17 protein-coding genes are annotated in these 17,655 nt (G+C 73.3%); 7 read left to right on the top strand and 10 right to left on the bottom strand.

Going from position 1 to position 17,655, the window contains the following annotated elements; translation table 11 throughout:
• Positions 1-128: 128 nt before the first annotated feature.
• Entirely contained in the window at positions 129-1,190 is a 1,062-nt protein-coding gene (locus ACZ7D7_RS09605) for an ABC-2 transporter permease (RefSeq protein ID WP_470823697.1), read from the bottom strand.
• Between the two features lie 171 nt (positions 1,191-1,361).
• Between ACZ7D7_RS09605 and ACZ7D7_RS09610 the strand changes: the two genes are divergently transcribed.
• Together ACZ7D7_RS09610 and ACZ7D7_RS09615 are read left to right on the top strand one after the other, a co-directional pair.
• A complete protein-coding gene (locus tag ACZ7D7_RS09610) occupies positions 1,362-3,506 on the top strand; it encodes a DUF1996 domain-containing protein (RefSeq protein WP_470823420.1) in 2,145 nt (714 codons plus the stop codon).
• Positions 3,507-3,588: 82 nt separating this feature from the next.
• Entirely contained in the window at positions 3,589-3,762 is a 174-nt protein-coding gene (locus ACZ7D7_RS09615) for a CsbD family protein (RefSeq protein WP_470823421.1), read from the top strand.
• Between the two features lie 292 nt (positions 3,763-4,054).
• Here the strand turns inward: ACZ7D7_RS09615 and ACZ7D7_RS09620 are convergent, their stop codons facing one another.
• The 3 genes from ACZ7D7_RS09620 to ACZ7D7_RS09630 form a co-directional block, all read right to left on the bottom strand.
• Entirely contained in the window at positions 4,055-5,212 is a 1,158-nt protein-coding gene (locus ACZ7D7_RS09620) for a hypothetical protein (RefSeq protein ID WP_470823422.1), read from the bottom strand.
• Between the two features lie 281 nt (positions 5,213-5,493).
• Positions 5,494-6,648: a S1 family peptidase gene (locus ACZ7D7_RS09625; protein ID WP_470823424.1), complete on the bottom strand. Its 1,155-nt coding sequence runs from the start codon at positions 6,646-6,648 to the stop codon at positions 5,494-5,496.
• 478 nt (positions 6,649-7,126) lie between these two features.
• Positions 7,127-7,900, bottom strand: a complete 774-nt coding sequence (locus tag ACZ7D7_RS09630; RefSeq protein WP_470823425.1) for a thioesterase II family protein — start codon at positions 7,898-7,900, stop codon at positions 7,127-7,129.
• A 268-nt stretch (positions 7,901-8,168) separates the two neighbouring features.
• Between ACZ7D7_RS09630 and htpG the strand changes: the two genes are divergently transcribed.
• Positions 8,169-10,067 carry a molecular chaperone HtpG gene (gene htpG / locus ACZ7D7_RS09635; RefSeq protein ID WP_470823426.1) on the top strand — a complete coding sequence of 633 codons (1,899 nt, stop codon included), beginning with the start codon at positions 8,169-8,171 and terminating at the stop codon, positions 10,065-10,067.
• 159 nt (positions 10,068-10,226) lie between these two features.
• Here htpG and ACZ7D7_RS09640 read toward each other — a convergent pair whose 3' ends face one another.
• A complete protein-coding gene (locus tag ACZ7D7_RS09640) occupies positions 10,227-10,808 on the bottom strand; it encodes a hypothetical protein (protein ID WP_470823427.1) in 582 nt (193 codons plus the stop codon).
• Positions 10,809-10,999: 191 nt separating this feature from the next.
• Between ACZ7D7_RS09640 and ACZ7D7_RS09645 the strand changes: the two genes are divergently transcribed.
• Positions 11,000-11,266: a hypothetical protein gene (locus ACZ7D7_RS09645; protein ID WP_470823428.1), complete on the top strand. Its 267-nt coding sequence runs from the start codon at positions 11,000-11,002 to the stop codon at positions 11,264-11,266.
• Positions 11,267-11,350: 84 nt separating this feature from the next.
• Here the strand turns inward: ACZ7D7_RS09645 and ACZ7D7_RS09650 are convergent, their stop codons facing one another.
• The 4 genes from ACZ7D7_RS09650 to ACZ7D7_RS09665 form a co-directional block, all read right to left on the bottom strand.
• Positions 11,351-12,088, bottom strand: a complete 738-nt coding sequence (locus tag ACZ7D7_RS09650; protein ID WP_470823429.1) for a D-Ala-D-Ala carboxypeptidase family metallohydrolase — start codon at positions 12,086-12,088, stop codon at positions 11,351-11,353.
• Positions 12,089-12,331: 243 nt separating this feature from the next.
• Entirely contained in the window at positions 12,332-13,141 is an 810-nt protein-coding gene (locus tag ACZ7D7_RS09655; RefSeq protein WP_470823430.1) for a SigE family RNA polymerase sigma factor, read from the bottom strand.
• Positions 13,142-13,324: 183 nt separating this feature from the next.
• Positions 13,325-13,615 carry a helix-turn-helix domain-containing protein gene (locus ACZ7D7_RS09660; RefSeq protein ID WP_470823431.1) on the bottom strand — a complete coding sequence of 97 codons (291 nt, stop codon included), beginning with the start codon at positions 13,613-13,615 and terminating at the stop codon, positions 13,325-13,327.
• Positions 13,615-14,112, bottom strand: a complete 498-nt coding sequence (locus tag ACZ7D7_RS09665; protein WP_470823433.1) for a DUF2975 domain-containing protein — start codon at positions 14,110-14,112, stop codon at positions 13,615-13,617. The genes ACZ7D7_RS09660 and ACZ7D7_RS09665 overlap by 1 nt, the downstream gene beginning before the upstream one ends.
• A 200-nt stretch (positions 14,113-14,312) precedes the next feature.
• Here ACZ7D7_RS09665 and ACZ7D7_RS09670 point away from each other — a divergent pair, with 200 nt between their 5' ends.
• The 3 genes from ACZ7D7_RS09670 (at position 14,313) to ACZ7D7_RS09680 (ending at position 16,258) form a co-directional block, all read left to right on the top strand.
• Positions 14,313-14,762: a DUF3618 domain-containing protein gene (locus ACZ7D7_RS09670; protein WP_470823434.1), complete on the top strand. Its 450-nt coding sequence runs from the start codon at positions 14,313-14,315 to the stop codon at positions 14,760-14,762.
• An 83-nt stretch (positions 14,763-14,845) separates the two neighbouring features.
• Positions 14,846-15,130 (top strand): hypothetical protein, encoded by a 285-nt coding sequence (locus tag ACZ7D7_RS09675; RefSeq protein WP_470823435.1) that lies wholly within the window; start codon positions 14,846-14,848, stop codon positions 15,128-15,130.
• A gap of 117 nt (positions 15,131-15,247) precedes the next feature.
• On the top strand, positions 15,248-16,258 hold the full coding sequence (locus ACZ7D7_RS09680) for a mechanosensitive ion channel family protein (protein ID WP_470823436.1): 1,011 nt from the start codon (positions 15,248-15,250) through the stop codon (positions 16,256-16,258).
• Positions 16,259-16,288: 30 nt separating this feature from the next.
• On the opposite strand, the gene ACZ7D7_RS09685 is transcribed toward ACZ7D7_RS09680, so the two are convergent.
• Positions 16,289-17,617 carry a PP2C family protein-serine/threonine phosphatase gene (locus ACZ7D7_RS09685; protein ID WP_470823698.1) on the bottom strand — a complete coding sequence of 443 codons (1,329 nt, stop codon included), beginning with the start codon at positions 17,615-17,617 and terminating at the stop codon, positions 16,289-16,291.
• Positions 17,618-17,655 lie beyond the last annotated feature (38 nt).

Here is a 17,655-nt window from a genome sequence, read left to right on the forward strand (position 1 = left end):
GACCTGGCTCGGCCCCGTCCGGCCCGCCCTCACCCGGCCCGCCCTCACCCGGCCCGCCCGCGCCCGGCCCGCCCTGGCACGGCTCGCCCTCGCCCACCCCGACCACCTCCGGCCCCGCCCGCGCCCGCTCACTCGGCGGCGTGCGCGGGGCCGGTGTCGCGGCTGCCGGGGTGCCGGTGCCGCCAGGTCCAGAAGACCGCGCAGGACACCACCGCCCACCCGGCCAGCACGAGGAACGGGAAGGCGTGTTCGTGCCCCGGGAAGTACACCGCCGTGTGCTGGGCGTTGACCGAGGCGCCGGGCGGCAGCCACTGGCCGATCGCGCCGAGCGGCGACGGCAGCAGCGGCCACGACACCGCGCCGCCCGACGAGGGGTTGCCGAGCAGCACCATCAGGCCCCAGGTCGGCAGCATCGCCCATCGCCCGACGAGGGTGTTGAACATGGTGAACACCATGCCGCCGGCGAACATCGTCAGCGCGAGGATCGCCCACGACTCGGCGAACGGCAGGTCGAGCGCGCCGAGCACCCAGTCCACGGCCGCCGCGATGGCGAACGCGCCCAGCATCGCGTACGCGGCCGTGAACGCGACCCGTTCCGGCGGAGTGAGCTCCCGCGCGTGCACGCTCAGCTGGATCGCGCCGACGAAGCCGATGATGACGGCGGCCAACGAGACGTAGAAGAGGGCCAGTCCGCGCGGATCGCCCTCCTGGAGGGGCTTGATGTCCCTGACGGCGACCGTCACGCCGGTGCGCGGACCGACGGCCGTCGCCGCGTCGCCGAGCACCTCGGCCACCGTCGCCCCGGAGGCGCCCGCCAGCTCCAGGACGACGTGGCGGCCGTCGTCCCGTACGTCGAAGACCGCGAAGACCTCCTGCTCCTCGACCGCCGCCCGCGCCGGTCCGACCCCGGCGTAGGGGTGCACCCTCACCGAGGCGTTGAGCGCTTTCTCCATGCCGTCGAGGAACGCCCGGCCGCGGTCCTGTTCGTAGGAGCCGACGACCGCGACGGGAATGGAGCGCGGGGTGGGGTCCGCCATGGAGTACGTGTAGGAGCCGGCGAACAGCCCCGCGGCCGCCGCCAGGATCAGCACCAGGACGGTGGCCGGCCACAGCGGCGACTCCCGGAACCGCGCCCACCGCTGCTCGCGCGTCGGGGGTTTGCCGTGGACACCGTGAGCACCGTGCGACATTCGGGACATGCGCGACACGTTAGCCGCGGCCGCCGCGTGTGCCGCTCACCTCCCGTGGTGCAAGGGGTTCGAGTCAATTCACGGGACATTTGAACACGGCGGCTCCGGCGTCCGTATGGGGCGAGGGCATTTCCCTGCCCGAAGCCCCCCACCGATGTGTAGGAGCACGCCTTGGGACGCAACACGCGCAGACGCCCGACCGGCGCACGACGCGCGACCTCCGCGGCCGTCGCCCTGATCCTGGGCGGCACCGGCCTGGTGGCGGTCAACGTGTACGCCTCCGCCACCGAGGCCGGTCCGGACGGCACCGGCGTGTCGTCCGCCTGGCCGGCCGGCGCCGCCACGATCGACTGCCCCGACGTCGGCAGCCGCCTGACGGAGGTTCCGGAGCGGGCGAAGGCCGACGTCGACGGCGAACTCGCCACGCTGGACGAACAGATCGCCGCCGCCTACAAGCGGCTCCAGGACGCCGCCGGGGCCGCGCGACAGGACGGCGGCGACACCGCCGACCCGGACGGCACGATCGTCCAGCCCTTGGAGAAGCAGCGCGCCGGGACCATCGGGCGCATCGCCGCGGCCATCGACCGGGCGGGCGACCCGCCGCAGGGACTGGACGCGCTCGCCGACTGCGCCCTGCGCGGCGCCGAACCCGCGGCCGGGACCGGTGAGGACGGCGGGGACGACCAGGCGGACGACCAGGCCGGAGACCAGGGGAACCAGGACGGCGGCGATGGAGCGGGACAGCCGCCGGACAACGGCGGCCAGGCCGGCAACGGGCCCGTCGCGGCCGACTACGCCGACATCACCACGGTCCAGCCGAACACGGCGGCGCGGGGCGGCCAGGCGGAGGACGCCTCCCGCGGCACCTTCAGCACCGACTGCGGCGTGAACGAGGGCGGCCTGTTCAACTCCGACAACGTCATCGCCGCCCCGGGCGTCAGCAACGGCGCCCACCACTTCCACGACTACATCGGCAACCAGGCCAACAACGCCTTCGCCGACGACGAGGAACTCGCCGGCGCCGACACCAGCTGCGTGGACGAACGCGACAAGTCCTCGTACTACTGGCCCGTGTTGCGGCTGCAGAACGGCAAGCAGGAGCGGGACGCCGCCGCACCCGGCGGGGGCATCGAGGGCAACGCGGGCGAGATCGTCACACCCAAGGACGTGACGCTCACCTTCGTCGGCAACCCGCGCGGCGAGGTCACGGCCATGCCGCGGCTGCTGCGCATCATCACCGGCGACGCCAAGGCCTTCGTCAACGGCACCGCCAACGCCAACGCGTCCTGGAGCTGCACCGGGTTCGAGGACCGGCAGCTGAAGGACAAGTACCCGCTGTGCCCGGACGGCAGCGACGTGGTGCGCTCCTTCCGGTTCCAGAGCTGCTGGGACGGCCGGAACATCGACAGCGCCAACCACCGCACCCACGTGGCCTTCGCCGCCCCCGACGGCACCTGCCCCGAGGGCTTCCGGGCGATCCCGCAGCTCGTGCAGCGCATCGTGTACGACGTGGACCGGCCCAGCGTCGAGGACGGCGGGCGCACCACCCCGCTGTTCGCGGTGGACTCCTTCCCGGAACAGCTGCACAAGCCGGTGACCGACCACGGCGACTTCATCAACGTCTTCGACGAGGACCTGATGCGGGAGATGGTCGACTGCATCAACGAGGGCCGCGAGTGCGGCCCGGACGCCGCCCCGCAGGAGCCGGGCGACGGAGCGGGTGACGAGACTCCTCGGGAACCGGGCGACGGAGCGGGCGAGGAGACCCCGCGACAGCCGACCAAGGAGCCGGGCACGCCCACCGACACGCCGACGACCGCCCCCGGGAGTCCGACGGCCACGGCCGACGCACCGCAGGACGGCGGGGAGGACACCGGCGAGAACGGCGGCAAGGACCAGGGAGACGGCAAGGACGGCCGGCAGGACAGCGGTGACCGGCCGGGCGGCGACGCGGACGGGCAGAGCACCGCTCCCGCCGAGCGGCCCGACGCCACCCGCGCCCCCGGGGACGCCCCCGACGCCTCCGCCGAGCCGAACGGCGACGCCGTGCCCCGCGCGGCGAAGACCCCGCCGGCCACCGCGAGGCCGGAGACCGCCACCGCCGCCGACGCGGGAGACGGTGAGGCGACGGCGTCCGCACCGGCCGGCGGCGCGGGCGACGTGGCCTCCTCCCCGCCCGCGCGGACCGAGCCGCAGGCGCGGGGCGGACTCGCCGAGACCGGTGCGGGACTCGGCCTGTGGCCGGCCGCGGCCGGCGGCGTCCTGCTCGCCGCGGGCTGTGCCCTGCTGCTGCGGACCAGGCGCCGGGCGATGTGACGCCGGCCCGTGTTTGGACCGCGCCGCCGGGTGCACCCGGACCGTGGCACCGAATGCCCAACGCAGGTCGAGGTGAGTGACGGTGGCACGGGACAAGAAGAGCAAGGCGAAGATGGATCAGCTCAAGGGCAAGGGCAAGGAGGCCGTTGGCCGCGCGACGGGCAACGAGAGGCTGGAGGCCGAGGGCCGCGCCGATCAGGTGAAGGGTGACGCCCGCCAGGCCAAGGAGAAGGCGAAGGACACGTTCCGGCACTGACGCCGAGACGCGACGAGCGTCTGACACATCTCCGACAGACATCCGACGAGCGCCCGACAAGTGTCCGCCGAAGGGGCCCGTCCACGTGACGGGCCCCTTCGGCGTTCCGTTACGAATCGCCGTGCTGTCACGAATCGCCGTTGTCACGAACGCGCCTGGACGGCGCGCGGTCCCGTCCCGGTCCCGGACCGGGGTCGGCGCCCCGCCGGACGAACCGCGTCCGGCGGGGCGCCGGTCACGACGGGCGCCGTGGGGCGCGAAGGGCGCCGTGGGACGGGGGTCCGCCGGCGCGTCAGTCGGCCGTGGTGCCCCGGTCCGCCGTGGGCCGGGGTGCCGGGTTCTTGGTGGCCGCCCGCACCATCAGCAGCAGGAGCAGTGCGGCCAGCGTCGCCAGCGACGCGCACACGGCGGTGAGTCCGGCGCTCCAGGGCGGGGCGAGCATGAGGTCCACGGCCCGGGAAAGCGTGGTCGAGTGGACGCGGTCCTCCAGCAGGACCACGCCGGCCAGGACCGCCGGTACGGCGGCACCCGCCGTGAGCAGGGCGGTGCCGGGCCGGAAGGCGACCAGCACGGCCAGGACGACGCACGCGGCGGACGCGCCGAGGGGGAGGGCGTGGGCGAGGAGGGACGCGCCGTCGCGGTGCGGCGGGAAGCAGGCCGCGGCGCACACCAGGAGGGCCGCGGCGGCGAGCCAACTCGGCCAGAAGAAGGGCCGGTCGGGACGGTCGTGCCCGTCTCGTATTCGGGCCGACAGTTTCCGGGCGCGCACCCGGGCGGCCTTGTCCTCGCCGTCGCGCAGGGTGGGGGCGGAGCCGGGCGACACGCCGCTGCCGGTGATCGTCTCCTGGTCCGGTGCGGCCGGTACGGCCGGGGCGCCGGGCTCCCGGGGCGTCCCGTTCGGGTGCCGGTTCCGCTCCTCGCTGAGGCGCCCGATGAGTTCGACGAGTTCCTCGACCGGCCGGCCGGTCGCGGCGGCCCGGACGGCCTCCTCGCCGCAGTGCGGCTGGACGGGCTCGCGGTGCAGCAGCGCCATCAGGCGGGTGACGTCCTCGACGTCGCGGCCCTCGATCGCCGCGCGGATCGTCGCGTCGGCGCAGTCCGCGTCGCGCGGCGGCCGGGTCAGCTCGGCCACCAGCCGGGCGACGTCCTCCACGGGACGGTCCACGGCGGCGGCCCGGAGCACCTCCACGACGGTCTGCGCGTACTCCGGCGACTCCTCCAGCAGCGTGACGAGGCGCACGACCTCGTCCAGGGGGCGGTCGCTGACGGCGGTGTGCACCAGGTCGCGGACGGGGTCGCGGCCCTCGTCCCCGGTCGGTGGCCGGTCCGGAGGGGCCACGGGGCCGTGAGGGGCGGCCGTGGTGAAGGTGAGCGGTTCGACGGACGGCGGCGGCTCGGTGACGGCCGTCGCGGTCCGGTGCGAAGGAGAATGGTTGGGGCCGGTGGTCATTCTGTGCTCCATGGGGAGTGGTGCGGCCGCCCGCTCCTGCGCCCCCGTCGTGCGGCACGCGTGTTGCCTAGACCATTCCTAGGCGGGGCCACCACCCCCCGCCACCCGGGTGACGCATGGGGGTGACGCGCAGCCGGGCCCGGCCCTCCGCTCTCCCGGCCCTCCGCTCTCCCGGCCGGCCGCTCCCGCGGCCGAGGCGGGGACGGACGGCCCCTGCCACCCGTGCGGGGGCGGGCCCCGGAACGTACCGTCCGCGGGCCCGCCGTCGTGCGCCTGTCGTGTCAGGCGGTGTGGAGCCTCAGTCCGTACCGGGCCAGGATCTCGTTGATCGGCTGGTGCCACGTCTCGCCGCCGGTGCTGCAGTTGCCCCAGCCGCCGGAGGTCACGCCCTGAGCCTGGTCGCCGCTGATGAACGAGCCGCCGGAGTCACCGGGTTCGGCGCAGACGCTGGTCTTCGTCATCTGGTGCACGGCGCCCTGGCTGTAGTTGACCGTCTCGTTCTTGGCCAGGACCCTGCCGCAGTGCCAGCGCGTCGTCGAGCCCGAACGGCAGATGGAGGCCCCGATCGGCGCCTCGGCCGAGCCGCGCACGAGCTGGTCGGGCACGGTGCCCCAGCCCAGCACGACCGGAACGGTCCACCAGCCGCTGCCGACGTTCACCCAGGCGTAGTCGTTGTCGGGGAAGGAGGAGCCCTGGAAGTTGCCGATGTACGACCGGTCCCAGCCGCTCACGCCCTGGCCGACGCCGCCGCAGTGGCCGGCGGTGACGAAGCCGCCGTGCACCGAGAAGCCGATGGAGCAGCGCACGTTCCCCGTGTAGTAGGGGTCGCCGCCGACGGTCCCGGCGGCGAACGTCCGGGGCGCGGCGGCCGTCTCCTCGACGGTGACCGGACCGGCCTCGCGGGCGCGCTCCAGGAACCGCCGCACGTCCGCGTCCCGGCGCTCACCGCGGACCACGCCGACGACGACCGTGCCGGCCTTCGGGTCGACGTGCCAGCTGCTCACGCCCTTCGGCGCGGACAGCTTGTCGATACGGGCCTTCGCCGCGTCGAGCTCCTTGGCGGAGCGCTCGGCGGTGCGCACGGTGACGCCGGAGGCGCGCAGTTCGCGGACGGTCGCGGCGGAGGCGTCCTCGGTGACGGCGACCGTGAGCTTGTTGGTGGCCGCGTCGAACCAGGAACCGCCGTAGGCAGCGCCCGCGGTCCGCTTGGCCTTCGGTTCGAGGGTCGCCGCCTTCTCCTCGGCGTCGAGCCGTGCCTCGGCCTGCGCGGGGGTCAGGCCCAGGTCCCGTTCCATGGCGGCGAGCAGGCCGGCCGAGGCGCGCTGCTCGGTGACGGGGGCGGGGGAGGAGGCGCCGGCGGCGGTGGGGAGGGCCTGCGCGGCGGCCGTGCTGCCGAGCACGAACAGCGCGGTGAGGGCCAGGACGGTACGTGGCATGCGTCTCAAGGGAGTTGCCCTTCGTCGTTCCAGCAGAGGTGGGGGTGGAACAGAAGTCTGAGAGCGCTCTCATCGCGGAGTGTAGCTGTTGATCATGAACAGGTCCATGCCAATTCACGGCATGGACGAGAGGGGTCCGGTTCCGGCCGCGGAGAGGCGTTCGGATACGTATCGACGGCCGGCGTGCCCGCCGGGCCACCCCCACGCATACCGATCTTCCTCGGAAACGGATGCGGAACCGCCGCCCGTCCGAGACGCTCGGACTGCCGCCCCGCGCCGGGAACGGACAGGCACCCCCGGCCTGTGGCGAGCCCACCCGGGCCGCCCACCGGCGTGTGAGGCGATGCCGCGCCGCGACCCCCTCGGGCGGCGCGGAACGGCGCGCGGCTGCCTTCGCCGACGGGGGCAGCCGCGCGCCGCGCCGTCGCACGACGGTCGAGCACCGGCCGCGGAGGGGGCGCCGGGGCTCGCGGGCGGCTCAGGTCGCCGACGTGCGCGCCGCGTCGAGCTCCTTCTGGATCTCGGCGTTCACGGCGTTCTGGTGGTCGGCGAGGAAGAAGTGCCCGCCGGGGAAGACCTGCATCCGGAAGTCGCCCTCGGTGTGCTCGCGCCACGCCGAGGCCTCCTCCAGGGTCGTCCTCGGGTCGGCGTCACCCGTCAGCACCGTCAGCGCGGCCCGCACCCGCCGCCCGGGGGCGCAGGTGTACGTCTCGATGGCGCGGTAGTCGCCGCGGATCGCCGGCATGGCCATGCGCAGCAGCTCGTCGTTCCCGAACACGGCGGAGTCCGTGCCGTTGAGCAGCCGCAGCTCGGCAACCACGCCGTCGTCGTCCCGCAGATGCACCCGCTCGTCACGGCGCGTCGAGGGTGCGCGACGCCCCGAGGCGACGACCGTGCGCGGGGCGTTGCCGCCGGATGCCTCGAGGCGCAGCGCCGTCTCGAAGGCGAGGACCGCGCCCATGCTGTGCCCGAAGAACACCGTCGGCTTCTCGCTCAGCCCGCCGAGCTGCTCCGCCACCAGGTCCGCGAGCGTGCCGATGTCCTCGACGCAGGGCTCCTTGCGGCGGTCCTGACGCCCCGGGTACTGCAGGGCCACCACGTCGACCTCCGGCGCGAAGCGCACCGAGACCGGGTGGAAGAAGGTGGCCGAACCGCCCGCGTGGGGAAAGCAGACGAGCCGCACGGCGCTGTCGGCGGACGGATGGTAACGGCGTATCCAAGCCGTGGTGGCGTCGTCGGCCACAGGCGACATGGCATCCCTTTCCGGAGGCTCGGCAGGCCGACGGCCCGCGGCCCCTGGCCTGCCGTCGCCCGGTTGTCGAAGAGGGCCGGCGGCCCGGAAAAACCCTACACGCGCGGCGAGTTGGACGGGCGGACCACAGGTTCCGGCCACCTGGCCGGAACCCCCGGCCGAAAGACCGGCATTCCGCCCCGACTCGCTGTTCTAAAGTGACACCACCCGTTCCGACGTGACACCACCAGTTCAGGCGAACAGTGGACCTGTGAGGTACTCGCGAACCATGCCGACCGAAACGTTTGAGTTCCAGGTAGAGGCCCGTCAGCTCCTGCAGTTGATGATCCACTCGGTCTACTCGAACAAGGATGTCTTCCTGCGGGAGCTCGTCTCCAACGCCTCCGACGCGCTGGACAAGCTGCGCCTCGCCTCCCTCAAGGACGACGCCCCCGACGCCGACGTCTCCGATCTGCACATCGAGATCGACATCGACAAGGACGCCCGCACCCTCACCGTGCGGGACAACGGCATCGGTATGTCGTACGACGAGGTCACGCGGCTGATCGGCACCATCGCCAACTCCGGGACGGCGGCGTTCCTGAAGGAGCTGCGCGAGGCGAAGGACGGGGCCGGGGCCGACGGGCTCATCGGACAGTTCGGCGTCGGCTTCTACTCCGCCTTCATGGTCGCCGACGAGGTCACCCTCGTGACCCGCCGGGCCGGCGAGCAGCAGGGCACCCGCTGGACCTCGCGCGGCGAGGGCACGTACACGCTCGACACCGTCGACGAGGCGCCGCAGGGCACCGCGGTCACCCTCCGCCTCAAGCCGGCCGACTCCGAGAACCAGCTGCACGACTACACGTCGACCTGGAAGATCAAGGAGATCGTCAAGCGGTACTCGGACTTCATCACCTGGCCGATCCGGCTCGTGCCCGAGGCCAAGGACGGCGACGAGACCCCCGAGCCCGAGACGCTGAACTCGATGAAGGCCCTGTGGGCCCGTCCGCGCGACGAGGTGTCCGAGGCCGAGTACCACGAGCTCTACAAGCACATCAGCCACGACTGGCGCGACCCGCTGGAGACGATCCGCCTCCAGGCCGAGGGCACCTTCGAGTACCAGGCGCTCCTCTTCGTCCCCTCCCACGCCCCGCACGACCTGTTCACGCAGGGCTACCAGCGCGGCGTCCAGCTGTACGTGAAGCGCGTCTTCATCATGGACGACTGCGAGGAACTCCTCCCGCCCTACCTCCGGTTCGTCAAGGGCGTCGTCGACGCGCAGGACCTCTCGCTCAACGTCTCCCGCGAGATCCTCCAGCAGGACCGCCACATCCGCATGATGCAGCGCCGCCTGACGAAGAAGGTCCTGGCCACGGTCAAGGACATGAGGACGCAGGACCCGGAGCGCTACGCCACGTGCTGGAGGGAGTTCGGCGCCGTCCTCAAGGAAGGCCTCGTCACCGACGCCGACAACCGCGACGCGATCCTCGCCGCCGCCTCCTTCGCCTCCACGCACGACGCGGAGCGGCCGACGACGCTCCAGCAGTACGTGGAGCGGATGAAGGACGGCCAGGACGACATCTACTTCATGACGGGCGAGTCCCGGCAGGCCATCGAGAACTCCCCGCACATGGAGGCCTTCGCGGCAAAGGGCATCGAGGTGCTGCTGCTCACCGACGCCGTCGACGAGGTGTGGGTCGACGCGGTCGGCGAGTTCGAGGGCAAGAAGCTGCGCTCGGTCGCCAAGGGCGAGATCGACCTCGGCGGCGACGAGGACGGCGAGGCCGACGCCGAGAAGGAGAAGCAGGGCGAGGAGTACGCCGCGCTGCTCGGCTGGATGACGGAACACCTCGGTGAGGACGTCAAGGAGGTCCGCCTCTCCTCCCGCCTGACCGTCTCCCCGGCCTGCGTCGTCTCCGACACGGGCGACCTCACGCCCGCGCTGGAGCACATGTACCGGGCGATGGGCCAGGAGGTCCCGCGGGCCAAGCGGATCCTCGAACTCAACCCGGAGCACCAGCTCGTGAAGGCCCTCAACCGCGCCTGCGCGGAACGCGACGACCGCACCGAACTCGCCGAGACCGCCGAACTCCTGCACGCCCTGGCGGTCCTCGCCGAGGGCGGCCAGCCGAAGGAGCCGTCCCGGTTCGTGAAGCTGGTGGCGGACCGGCTGGAGCGCACGCTGTAGCCGTACGGCACCGGCGGAGAAGCCGGCAACCGCCCGAGCGGCGCCCGCGGCCGACGGGGCGCCGCTCGGGGCGTGACAGGGGGGCCGTCCGGTGGCGACGGGGGTGCCCCCGGGATCGTCAGGGGCGGTGCCGCCCGAGCCGGCGGTCGACGGCTCCGGTCAGTGCTCGGCCGGCGACACCACGAGGCCGAACAGCGACGCGACGGCCGCCGCCAGGCCGGCCGCGCACGCGGCGGCGGGCTCCGACGGCACCGACAGCCTGCGCAGCGCCCCGGACAGCACGTCCTCCAGCAGTGCCACCTGCCCGCCGAGTTCCCGCGCCCCCGGGCCGCTCCGGTCCCGCCGGGCGAGTTGGGTCAGCACCTCCTGCGCGCCGTACTGCAGCTCCTGGAGGGCCTCCCAGTGCGGCTTCGACGTCCTGCCCTGACGCAGCACCTCGGGGAGTTGCTGCGTCAGGCTCGTGTGCCACTGCGCCAGCGAGCCCTCCATCTCCGCGCGCAGCCCGTCGAGGCAGAGCCGCAGGACGGCCGCCCCCGTGGTCACGCCGACCGCCTGAGGGCGTCGCCGGTGCGAGGTGGGTGCCGCGGGCGCGGCGGCGCCCAGGTAGTTGCGCAGGACGACCGGCATGACCTCGGCCTCGGCGGAGGACACGCGCTCGTCGGGCGCCAGTGCCGCGCACACCGGGGTCAGGCAGTGGGCGGCCCGCTCGGCCGCCGTCTGGCACGCGTAGTCAGTGGGCACGATGCGTCGATCCTTTCGCCGGTCCGGCTGGCTGCGGTCAGTCCGTGCCCGATTGCACGCTGTGAAGGGCCGGTTGGTTCACCGCAAAGCCGGAAAACCCGCGAATTCACAGGAACCGTGCGCCGCGTCCGAAGCTGTCGGCATACGCGCGCGTGCCCGGACTGTCAGTGGCGGCTGTGATCCTGCTCGGTATGGACGAGCTGGAATTCATGCGGGGCCGGGTCTACGGCGCCGATCACGACGACGCCGCGCCGCGGCCCGGACGCGCGTACGCCGAGCTGGTGGGCGGCCCGTTGGACGGCCTGCTCCTCGACGTCACGGAGCGCGCGGAGCACGAACTGCGCGGCGGAGTGGTCCTGCCCACGGAGCTGGGCCGCCACGGCGCGGGCGGCGCCGCCGTGTACGCGCCGCGCGGCCCGGGGGCGCGCCGCTTCGACTGGCGGGGGGACGTGCCGTGAACGGCGAAGGACCGTGGACGACAAAAGAGCGGGTCCCCCGGGGAGAACCGGGGGACCCGCTGCGCCCTGTCGGTGACGGGACGGTCAGATGCCGCAGCTGGGCGCCGACCAGAAGCGGCTGCTGCGGTGGTCGAGGTGGGTGTGGTCGTTGTGGTCCGGGTAGCCCGGGCCGAGGATGCCGTTGAAGCCGTGGTTGCGCGCCTGCCTGGCCATGGTGCACAGCGAGTGCGATCCGGCGCCGAGGTCGACACCGTCCCCGTAGAGGTGACGGCTGCTGCTGGAGCCGCCCACGGCGTTGTTGCAGGCGTAGGACCGGAAGCCGCTGGTGACCCGGAGGGGCTGGTCACCGAGGGCGTGCCGCATGGCCTCCAGCTTCCACATCGACCGCAGCGCGTTCGCCTTGGCCGTCGCCGCGCTGACCGCGCCGCCCGACCAGTCGGAGTTGCATTGGTTCAGCTCGGCGTAGCTGAAGTGGATCGGCGTGCAGTCGTCGTCCTGGAGCGCGTACAGCTTGTTGTAGGTGTTGGTGCCGGCGACGCCGTCGGCGCTCAGGCCGTAGGCCGACTGGAAGCGCTTGAGGGCGGCGGCGGTGGCCGGGCCGAACTGGCCGTCGATGGCCAGCACCGCGCCGTAGCCCGGGTAGCCGCTGAGCCGGATCTGGAGCTGGGTGACGTCGGAGCCGGAGGCGCCCTGGGAGAGGGTGCGGGTCCAGGTGTAGCAGCCGTCGGCGTGCGCGGTCCCCGCGGTGGCGACGGTTCCCACCACGGCACCAGACGTGATCATGACAAACGCGGCGAAGAGCCGGGCGATGCGTCTGAGCATGCGATCTCCTGTGGGGAGGAAGGGAGTTGGGGGAGGGGGTCGAGAATGTTACGCGCGTCAACCATGGAGCACGCGGGCCGCGGGACGCAAGACGATGGCAGGGATGTGCCACCGGTGCCATTGGTCGGACCGGTGGCGCACGGCATCGCCGCAGGTGCGACGGTCTGCTCGAAGTTTCGTGAGACGACCGGCTGGGTTCAGGGGCACCCGGGCCGATGGGCCGGGCGCCCCTGCGTACGGCCGTCACCCGGATGGCGATGCCGTGGGCGCCAAGGGCGGGGTGTCGTTCGGGTGCGCGGTGGTGACGGCCCGGTTCGGGGCGGACGGGTCGTCCTTGGGTGCCGTGGTGACGGCCGTGAAGGCGATCAGGCCGGCGAGCGCGGCGGTCGCGCCGAACACTGTCCGGGTGAGCGTGCGCATCCGCTCCTCGCCGCCGGTGCGCACCGAGCGGGCGCTCGGGAGCGTCGCCGTCGAGACCGTGGAGACCAGCTCCCTGAGCCGCTGCTCCAGCTCCTCGGGGTCCTCGAGCTCCGGCAGGCGCTCCGCGATGCGGGCGCGCCCGTTGCGCAGCCGGCTGCTCGCGGCCTGGGTGCTGGCCGCGGTCTCGGCGGCGGCCCGGGCCAGGCTCATGCCGAGCCCTTCGCACAGGAGAACGGTACGGCGCCACAGGGGCGGCAGTTCGAGCAGTGCCGCGGTGAGCGGGTCGACGGGCGGAGTCCCGGTCCGCCGCCTCGGTTCACGCCGCAACCGGTGCCAGGGCGACAGGGCGTACTCGTGGGCGTGCGCCCGCACCCACCCGACGGGGTCGGGGTCGACGGCGATCTCGGGCCAGTGGTCCCAGGCCTGGTGGAAGGCGTGTTCGACGGACTCGAAAGCGCGTCCGCGGTCCCCGGTGAGGAGGTACGCCTGGTGGACGACGGCGGGGGCCGCGTCGGCGTACAGCGCGTCGAAGGCCTCCTCCGGGGTGCGCGCGGAGCGGAGTCGCGGTTGCGGGGCGTGCCCGGAGGGCCGCTCCACGGTGGGGGCGGCACCGGCGGACTGGGAAATGTGCATACGCACATCTTGCGCAATCATGATGCCGTTCGCGCGCAGCGGCCGGGGTACCGGCGATTCTGTTCGCCAACGGCCTTGATGCCGACCGGAATTGATCCGCTCTGATGATTACCGGTTAATGGCGGGGCGGGGCGGGGCGGGGCGGGAGTGGGCGGGGCGGCGTGGCGCGGCGCGGCGCGAGGGTCACCCCGCTGGGGCGCTCTGCGGCTCGGCGGCGTCCGCCGCCTCGGCGGAGGGGGTCGGCTCGGCGGAGGGTGTCGCCCCGGGCTCCTCCGGCTCCCAGCGCAGCAGGTCGCCCGGCTGGCACTCCAGTACCTCGCACAGCGCGGCGAGCGTCGTGAAGCGCACGGCCTTGGCGCGGCCGTTCTTCAGCACCGCCAGGTTGGCGGGCGTGATCCCGACCCGCTCCGCGAGCTCGCCCACGGACATCTTCCGCCTGGCCAGCATCACGTCGATGTCGACGGCGATCGGCATCAGATCACCTCCGACAGCTCGGCCCGCAGCTGCGTCGCCTCGACGTCCCGCGCGACGGCCTGGGCGAGCAGCATCCGCAGCACCAGCACGACGAGCGCGACCCCGAGGATCGCCACACCGACCCCGCCGATGAGGAGCACCACGCCCGGCGCGACGGCCTCGCCCGGCGCCAGCACGGTCCCGAGCGTGAACACCAGCAGGGCCGCCGCCACCACGGCGCCGGTCACGATGTGCACGTAGCGGAACGCCGCGTGGGAGAAGACGGTGCCGCGCCGCACCATCGTCACCAGCCGCCACACGCAGACCAGGACGACCTGGGCCGTCACGACGCCCAGGACCACGATCACGAGGACCGGGGTGCGCAGATGCGCCACGTCCGGGTCCAGTCCCTCCATGTCGATGGCCAGCAACGGCACCATCACCGCCTGCACGAACACCGAACCGGCCAGCAGCGCCGCGAGCACGGCGCGCAGCGCGAGGACCATCAGTCGTCCCATCACGTCTCCTTCGAATCGAGCAACGATGGGAATCTATCGAAAATCGATAGATCTCGGCAAGTGGGGCAGCGACAGGCGGGAGGCGGCGCCCCATGTGTCTCACCGCGCGGTCGGGGGGTACTCGCCCGCCACCGCGGCAGACCACCGACACACGTCGACGTCGCGGCCGACGCGGCCTAGATGAAGGAGAGTGCACAGCGATGACCCAGCCGCCCCACGACGAGCCCACCGCCGCCGGCCCCGAGGAACTGCGCCACCAGGTCGAGCGGACCCGACGGGAACTCGGCGACACGGTCCAGGAACTGGCCGGCCGGACGGACGTCAAGGCACGCGCCCAGGAGAAGGCGGCCGTGATGAGGGAACAGACGGCCGCGCTCAAGGAGCAGACGGCCGCGAAGGCGTCGGTGCTGACCGGACAGGCGCGGACCAAGGCGGCCGAGGCCGCGCACGTCCTCCAGGACAGGCTGCCCGAGCCGGTCAAGGACAAGGCCGCCGCGGCGGCCGGGCAGGCCAGGGCCACCGCGGACCGGGCCGGACGGGTGTGGCAGGAGAAGGCCCCCGAACCGGTGCGCGACAACCGCACCGCCCTGATCGGCGCGGGTGCGGCGCTGCTCGTCGCCTGCGTCCTGCTGCGCCGAAGGAAGCGGTGAGGCGGGCTGCGGCGGTGTGCGCCCACCGGTCGCCGCCGCACCCCCTCCCCCGGACGAACGCACCCGTACGAAAGGCTCTGATCGTGTCTGCCCGTCACGCGTTGCCCGCGCTGACCGCGGGCGCGGCCACCGGCCTGATGCTGCTGCTGCGACGGGTCTCGGCCCGCTCGTGGCGCGGCGGCAGGCGGCACGGCGCGAGCGCGGCCCGCCCGCCCTGGCGCCGTACCGCGAGCGCCGACGGACCCGCGTCGGACCGCTACGCCCCGGCGGCGGAGACCTCCGAGGCGGCCGTCCTCGTGGAAGAGGCCGAGGACCACGTCTACCGCTGCTGGAAGCGGCTGCGGACCCAGCAGCCCCCGCCGGACTGAGCCCTCGGAGCCGGGGCCGGACCGCGCCCCGAAAGAATCGGCCATGATCACGCCCGTTCCGGGTAGGCGCCGCCGACGTCACGGATGTACCCGCCGAGGAACGGAGCACTTGGGCCGATGTCGAACACGTCCCCCCATACCAGCCTGGCCACGGAGCGGCAGATGGCGGCCGCCTGGTCGGGCTGGATGCAGGACCACACCGCGGAACTGATCGGGATACCGCTGCGCATCGCGCTCATCGTGGTCGTCCTGCTGCTGGTCCGCATGGCGGCGAAGAAGGCCATCACGCGTGTCGTGCAGCACATCCTGGACGACCAGTCGAACGGTGAGGGGGAGCGCGGCCCGTCACGCCTGTCCGGCCGCGGCCCCGCCGTGCTGGCCCGCGACCGGTCCCGCGCCAACCAGCGCCGTGAGCAGCGGGCCCGCACCATCGGCTCCGTGCTCAGCAGCGTCGTCACGATCGTGCTGTTCATGCTCGGCGTGGCCATGGTCCTCGACGAGGTCGGCATCGCGCTCGGCCCGCTGCTCGCCAGCGCCGGAGTCGTCGGCCTGGCCATCGGCTTCGGCGCCCAGAGCCTCGTCGCCGACTACCTGTCCGGGCTCCTCATCATGCTGGAGGACCAGTACGGCGTCGGCGACTCCGTCGACCTCGGCGAGGCCGTCGGCGAAGTGGAGCACGTCGGCCTGCGCCTGACCCACGTCCGCGACCTCAACGGCGGCCTGTGGCACATCCGCAACGGCGAGATCCTGCGCGTCCGCAACGACAGCCAGGAATGGGCGCGTGCCGTCCTCGACGTCGCCGTCGCCTACGAGTCGAACCTCGACACCGTGTACCGCGTGCTGGAGGAGACGGGCCACGCCCTGCGCGAGGACCCGGAGTTCGCGGACGTCCTGCTGGAGGACCCCTCCGTCTGGGGCGTGCAGTCCCTGGACGCCGACGGCGTCCTCGTGCGCGTCGCCGTCAAGACCGTGCCGCTCAAGCAGTGGGCCGTCACCCGCGAACTGCGCCGCCGGGTCAAGGAGGCCCTGGACGAGGCGGGCATCGACATCCCGTTCCCGCAGCGCACCGTGTGGGTGCGCAGCGACGCGAAGAACGGTGCGGCCGAGTCCGCCCTTCCCGTGCGCTGACCGGTCACGGTCCCGCGCGGCGGGCACGACTCACACGGCCGTCCACGCCATGCCGCCGGCCGCGCCGCTCCCCGGGACGCGCAGCACCAGGACGGCCATGTCGTCGTGCCCGTCGCCGGGATGACGGTCGGCCAGCGTCCGGCACAACTCCTCGACCGGCGCGCCGGCATGGCCCTGCGCCGTGGCGGTGAGGGACTGAAGGCCCCACTCCAGCGGCTTGTCGTGGCGCTCCACGAGACCGTCGGTGTAGAGCACCAGGGTGCTGCCCGGCGGCAGGGCGCGGGAGTGGTCGGGCCGGGACACCGCCGCGTCGACGCCGAGCGGCAGCCCCGGCTCGGCCTCCAGGACGCGCGCCGGCCCGTCCGGCGGGAGCAGCAGCGGGGGCGTGTGCCCGGCGTTGCTCCAGCGCAGCGTCCAGCCGCCGGCGCCGTCGGGCTCGATACGGGTGACGCAGGTGGTGGTCATCAGCGGGCCGCCCGTCACCTCCATGATCCGGTCGAGCCTGTTCAGCGCGGCGCCGGGCCGGGTGTCCCGGTCGAACGACAACGCCCGCAGCATGCTGCGCGTCTGCGACATGGCGGCAGCCGCCTGCATGTCGTGCCCGATGACGTCGCCGATGACGGCCACGCACGAGCCGTCGGACAGCTTCACGGCGTCGTACCAGTCGCCGCCGAGATGACCGGGCGCCGCCGCCGGCCGGTATACCGCGCACGCCTCGAACGGCGTGAGGTCGAGCAACTGGGGCAGCAGCAGACGCTGGAACTGTTCGGACGTCGCGCGGACCCGCTGGTAGAGGCGGGCGTTCTCGATGGCCACGCCCGCGGTTCCGGCGAGCGCCAGGATCACGCCCTCGTCGTGCTCGTCGAACGGCTCGCCGTCCCGCCGGTCCGACAGATACAGGTTCCCGTAGATCCGGCCGCGCACCGATACGGCGACGCCGAGCAGCGTACGCATCGGGGGGTGCCCGGGCGGGAAGCCCGCCGACTCCGCGTGCTCGGCGATGTCGCGCACCCGCAGCGGCGCGGGATGACTGATCAGGTGCCCGAGCAGACCCCTGCCGCGGGGCAGTTCGACGCCCGACAGGTCGCCCAGCTCCTTCGAGGTGAGGCCGAGGGGGATGAACTCGGCGAGGAACTCGCCCTTGTCGTCCAGCACGCCCAGCGCCCCGTACCGCGCGCCGACCAGATCCATCGCGGTGCGCACGATCCTGCGCAGCACCGACGGCAGTTCGAGCTCGCTGCTGATGCCGAGCACGGCGGCCAGCAGGCCCTGGAGGTCGCGCTGGGCGCGGGCCAGGGCGTGCATCTGCTCGCCGATGCGGTCCAGGTCGGAGCTGAGCGGCAGATTGAGCAGCGACATGTAGGGCACGTCCGGCGACGACCCGCCCACCTCCCTCT

It is taken from the genome of Streptomyces sp. NPDC037054 (assembly GCF_055606745.1).

Excerpts from the sequence above, each read along its gene's own strand:
- ACZ7D7_RS09685 (WP_470823698.1), bottom strand. The coding sequence starts at position 17,617 with ATGTCGCTGCTCAATCTGCCGCTCAGCTCCGACCTGGACCGCATCGGC.
- ACZ7D7_RS09680 (WP_470823436.1), top strand. The coding sequence starts at position 15,248 with ATGTCGAACACGTCCCCCCATACCAGCCTGGCCACGGAGCGGCAGATG.
- ACZ7D7_RS09660 (WP_470823431.1), bottom strand. The coding sequence starts at position 13,615 with ATGCCGATCGCCGTCGACATCGACGTGATGCTGGCCAGGCGGAAGATG.
- ACZ7D7_RS09620 (WP_470823422.1), bottom strand. The coding sequence starts at position 5,212 with ATGACCACCGGCCCCAACCATTCTCCTTCGCACCGGACCGCGACGGCC.
- ACZ7D7_RS09630 (WP_470823425.1), bottom strand. The coding sequence starts at position 7,900 with ATGTCGCCTGTGGCCGACGACGCCACCACGGCTTGGATACGCCGTTAC.
- ACZ7D7_RS09625 (WP_470823424.1), bottom strand. The coding sequence starts at position 6,648 with ATGCCACGTACCGTCCTGGCCCTCACCGCGCTGTTCGTGCTCGGCAGC.
- htpG (WP_470823426.1), top strand. The coding sequence starts at position 8,169 with ATGCCGACCGAAACGTTTGAGTTCCAGGTAGAGGCCCGTCAGCTCCTG.
- ACZ7D7_RS09605 (WP_470823697.1), bottom strand. The coding sequence starts at position 1,190 with ATGTCGCACGGTGCTCACGGTGTCCACGGCAAACCCCCGACGCGCGAG.
- ACZ7D7_RS09670 (WP_470823434.1), top strand. The coding sequence starts at position 14,313 with ATGACCCAGCCGCCCCACGACGAGCCCACCGCCGCCGGCCCCGAGGAA.
- ACZ7D7_RS09655 (WP_470823430.1), bottom strand. The coding sequence starts at position 13,141 with ATGCACATTTCCCAGTCCGCCGGTGCCGCCCCCACCGTGGAGCGGCCC.
- ACZ7D7_RS09645 (WP_470823428.1), top strand. The coding sequence starts at position 11,000 with ATGGACGAGCTGGAATTCATGCGGGGCCGGGTCTACGGCGCCGATCAC.
- ACZ7D7_RS09665 (WP_470823433.1), bottom strand. The coding sequence starts at position 14,112 with ATGGGACGACTGATGGTCCTCGCGCTGCGCGCCGTGCTCGCGGCGCTG.
- ACZ7D7_RS09650 (WP_470823429.1), bottom strand. The coding sequence starts at position 12,088 with ATGCTCAGACGCATCGCCCGGCTCTTCGCCGCGTTTGTCATGATCACG.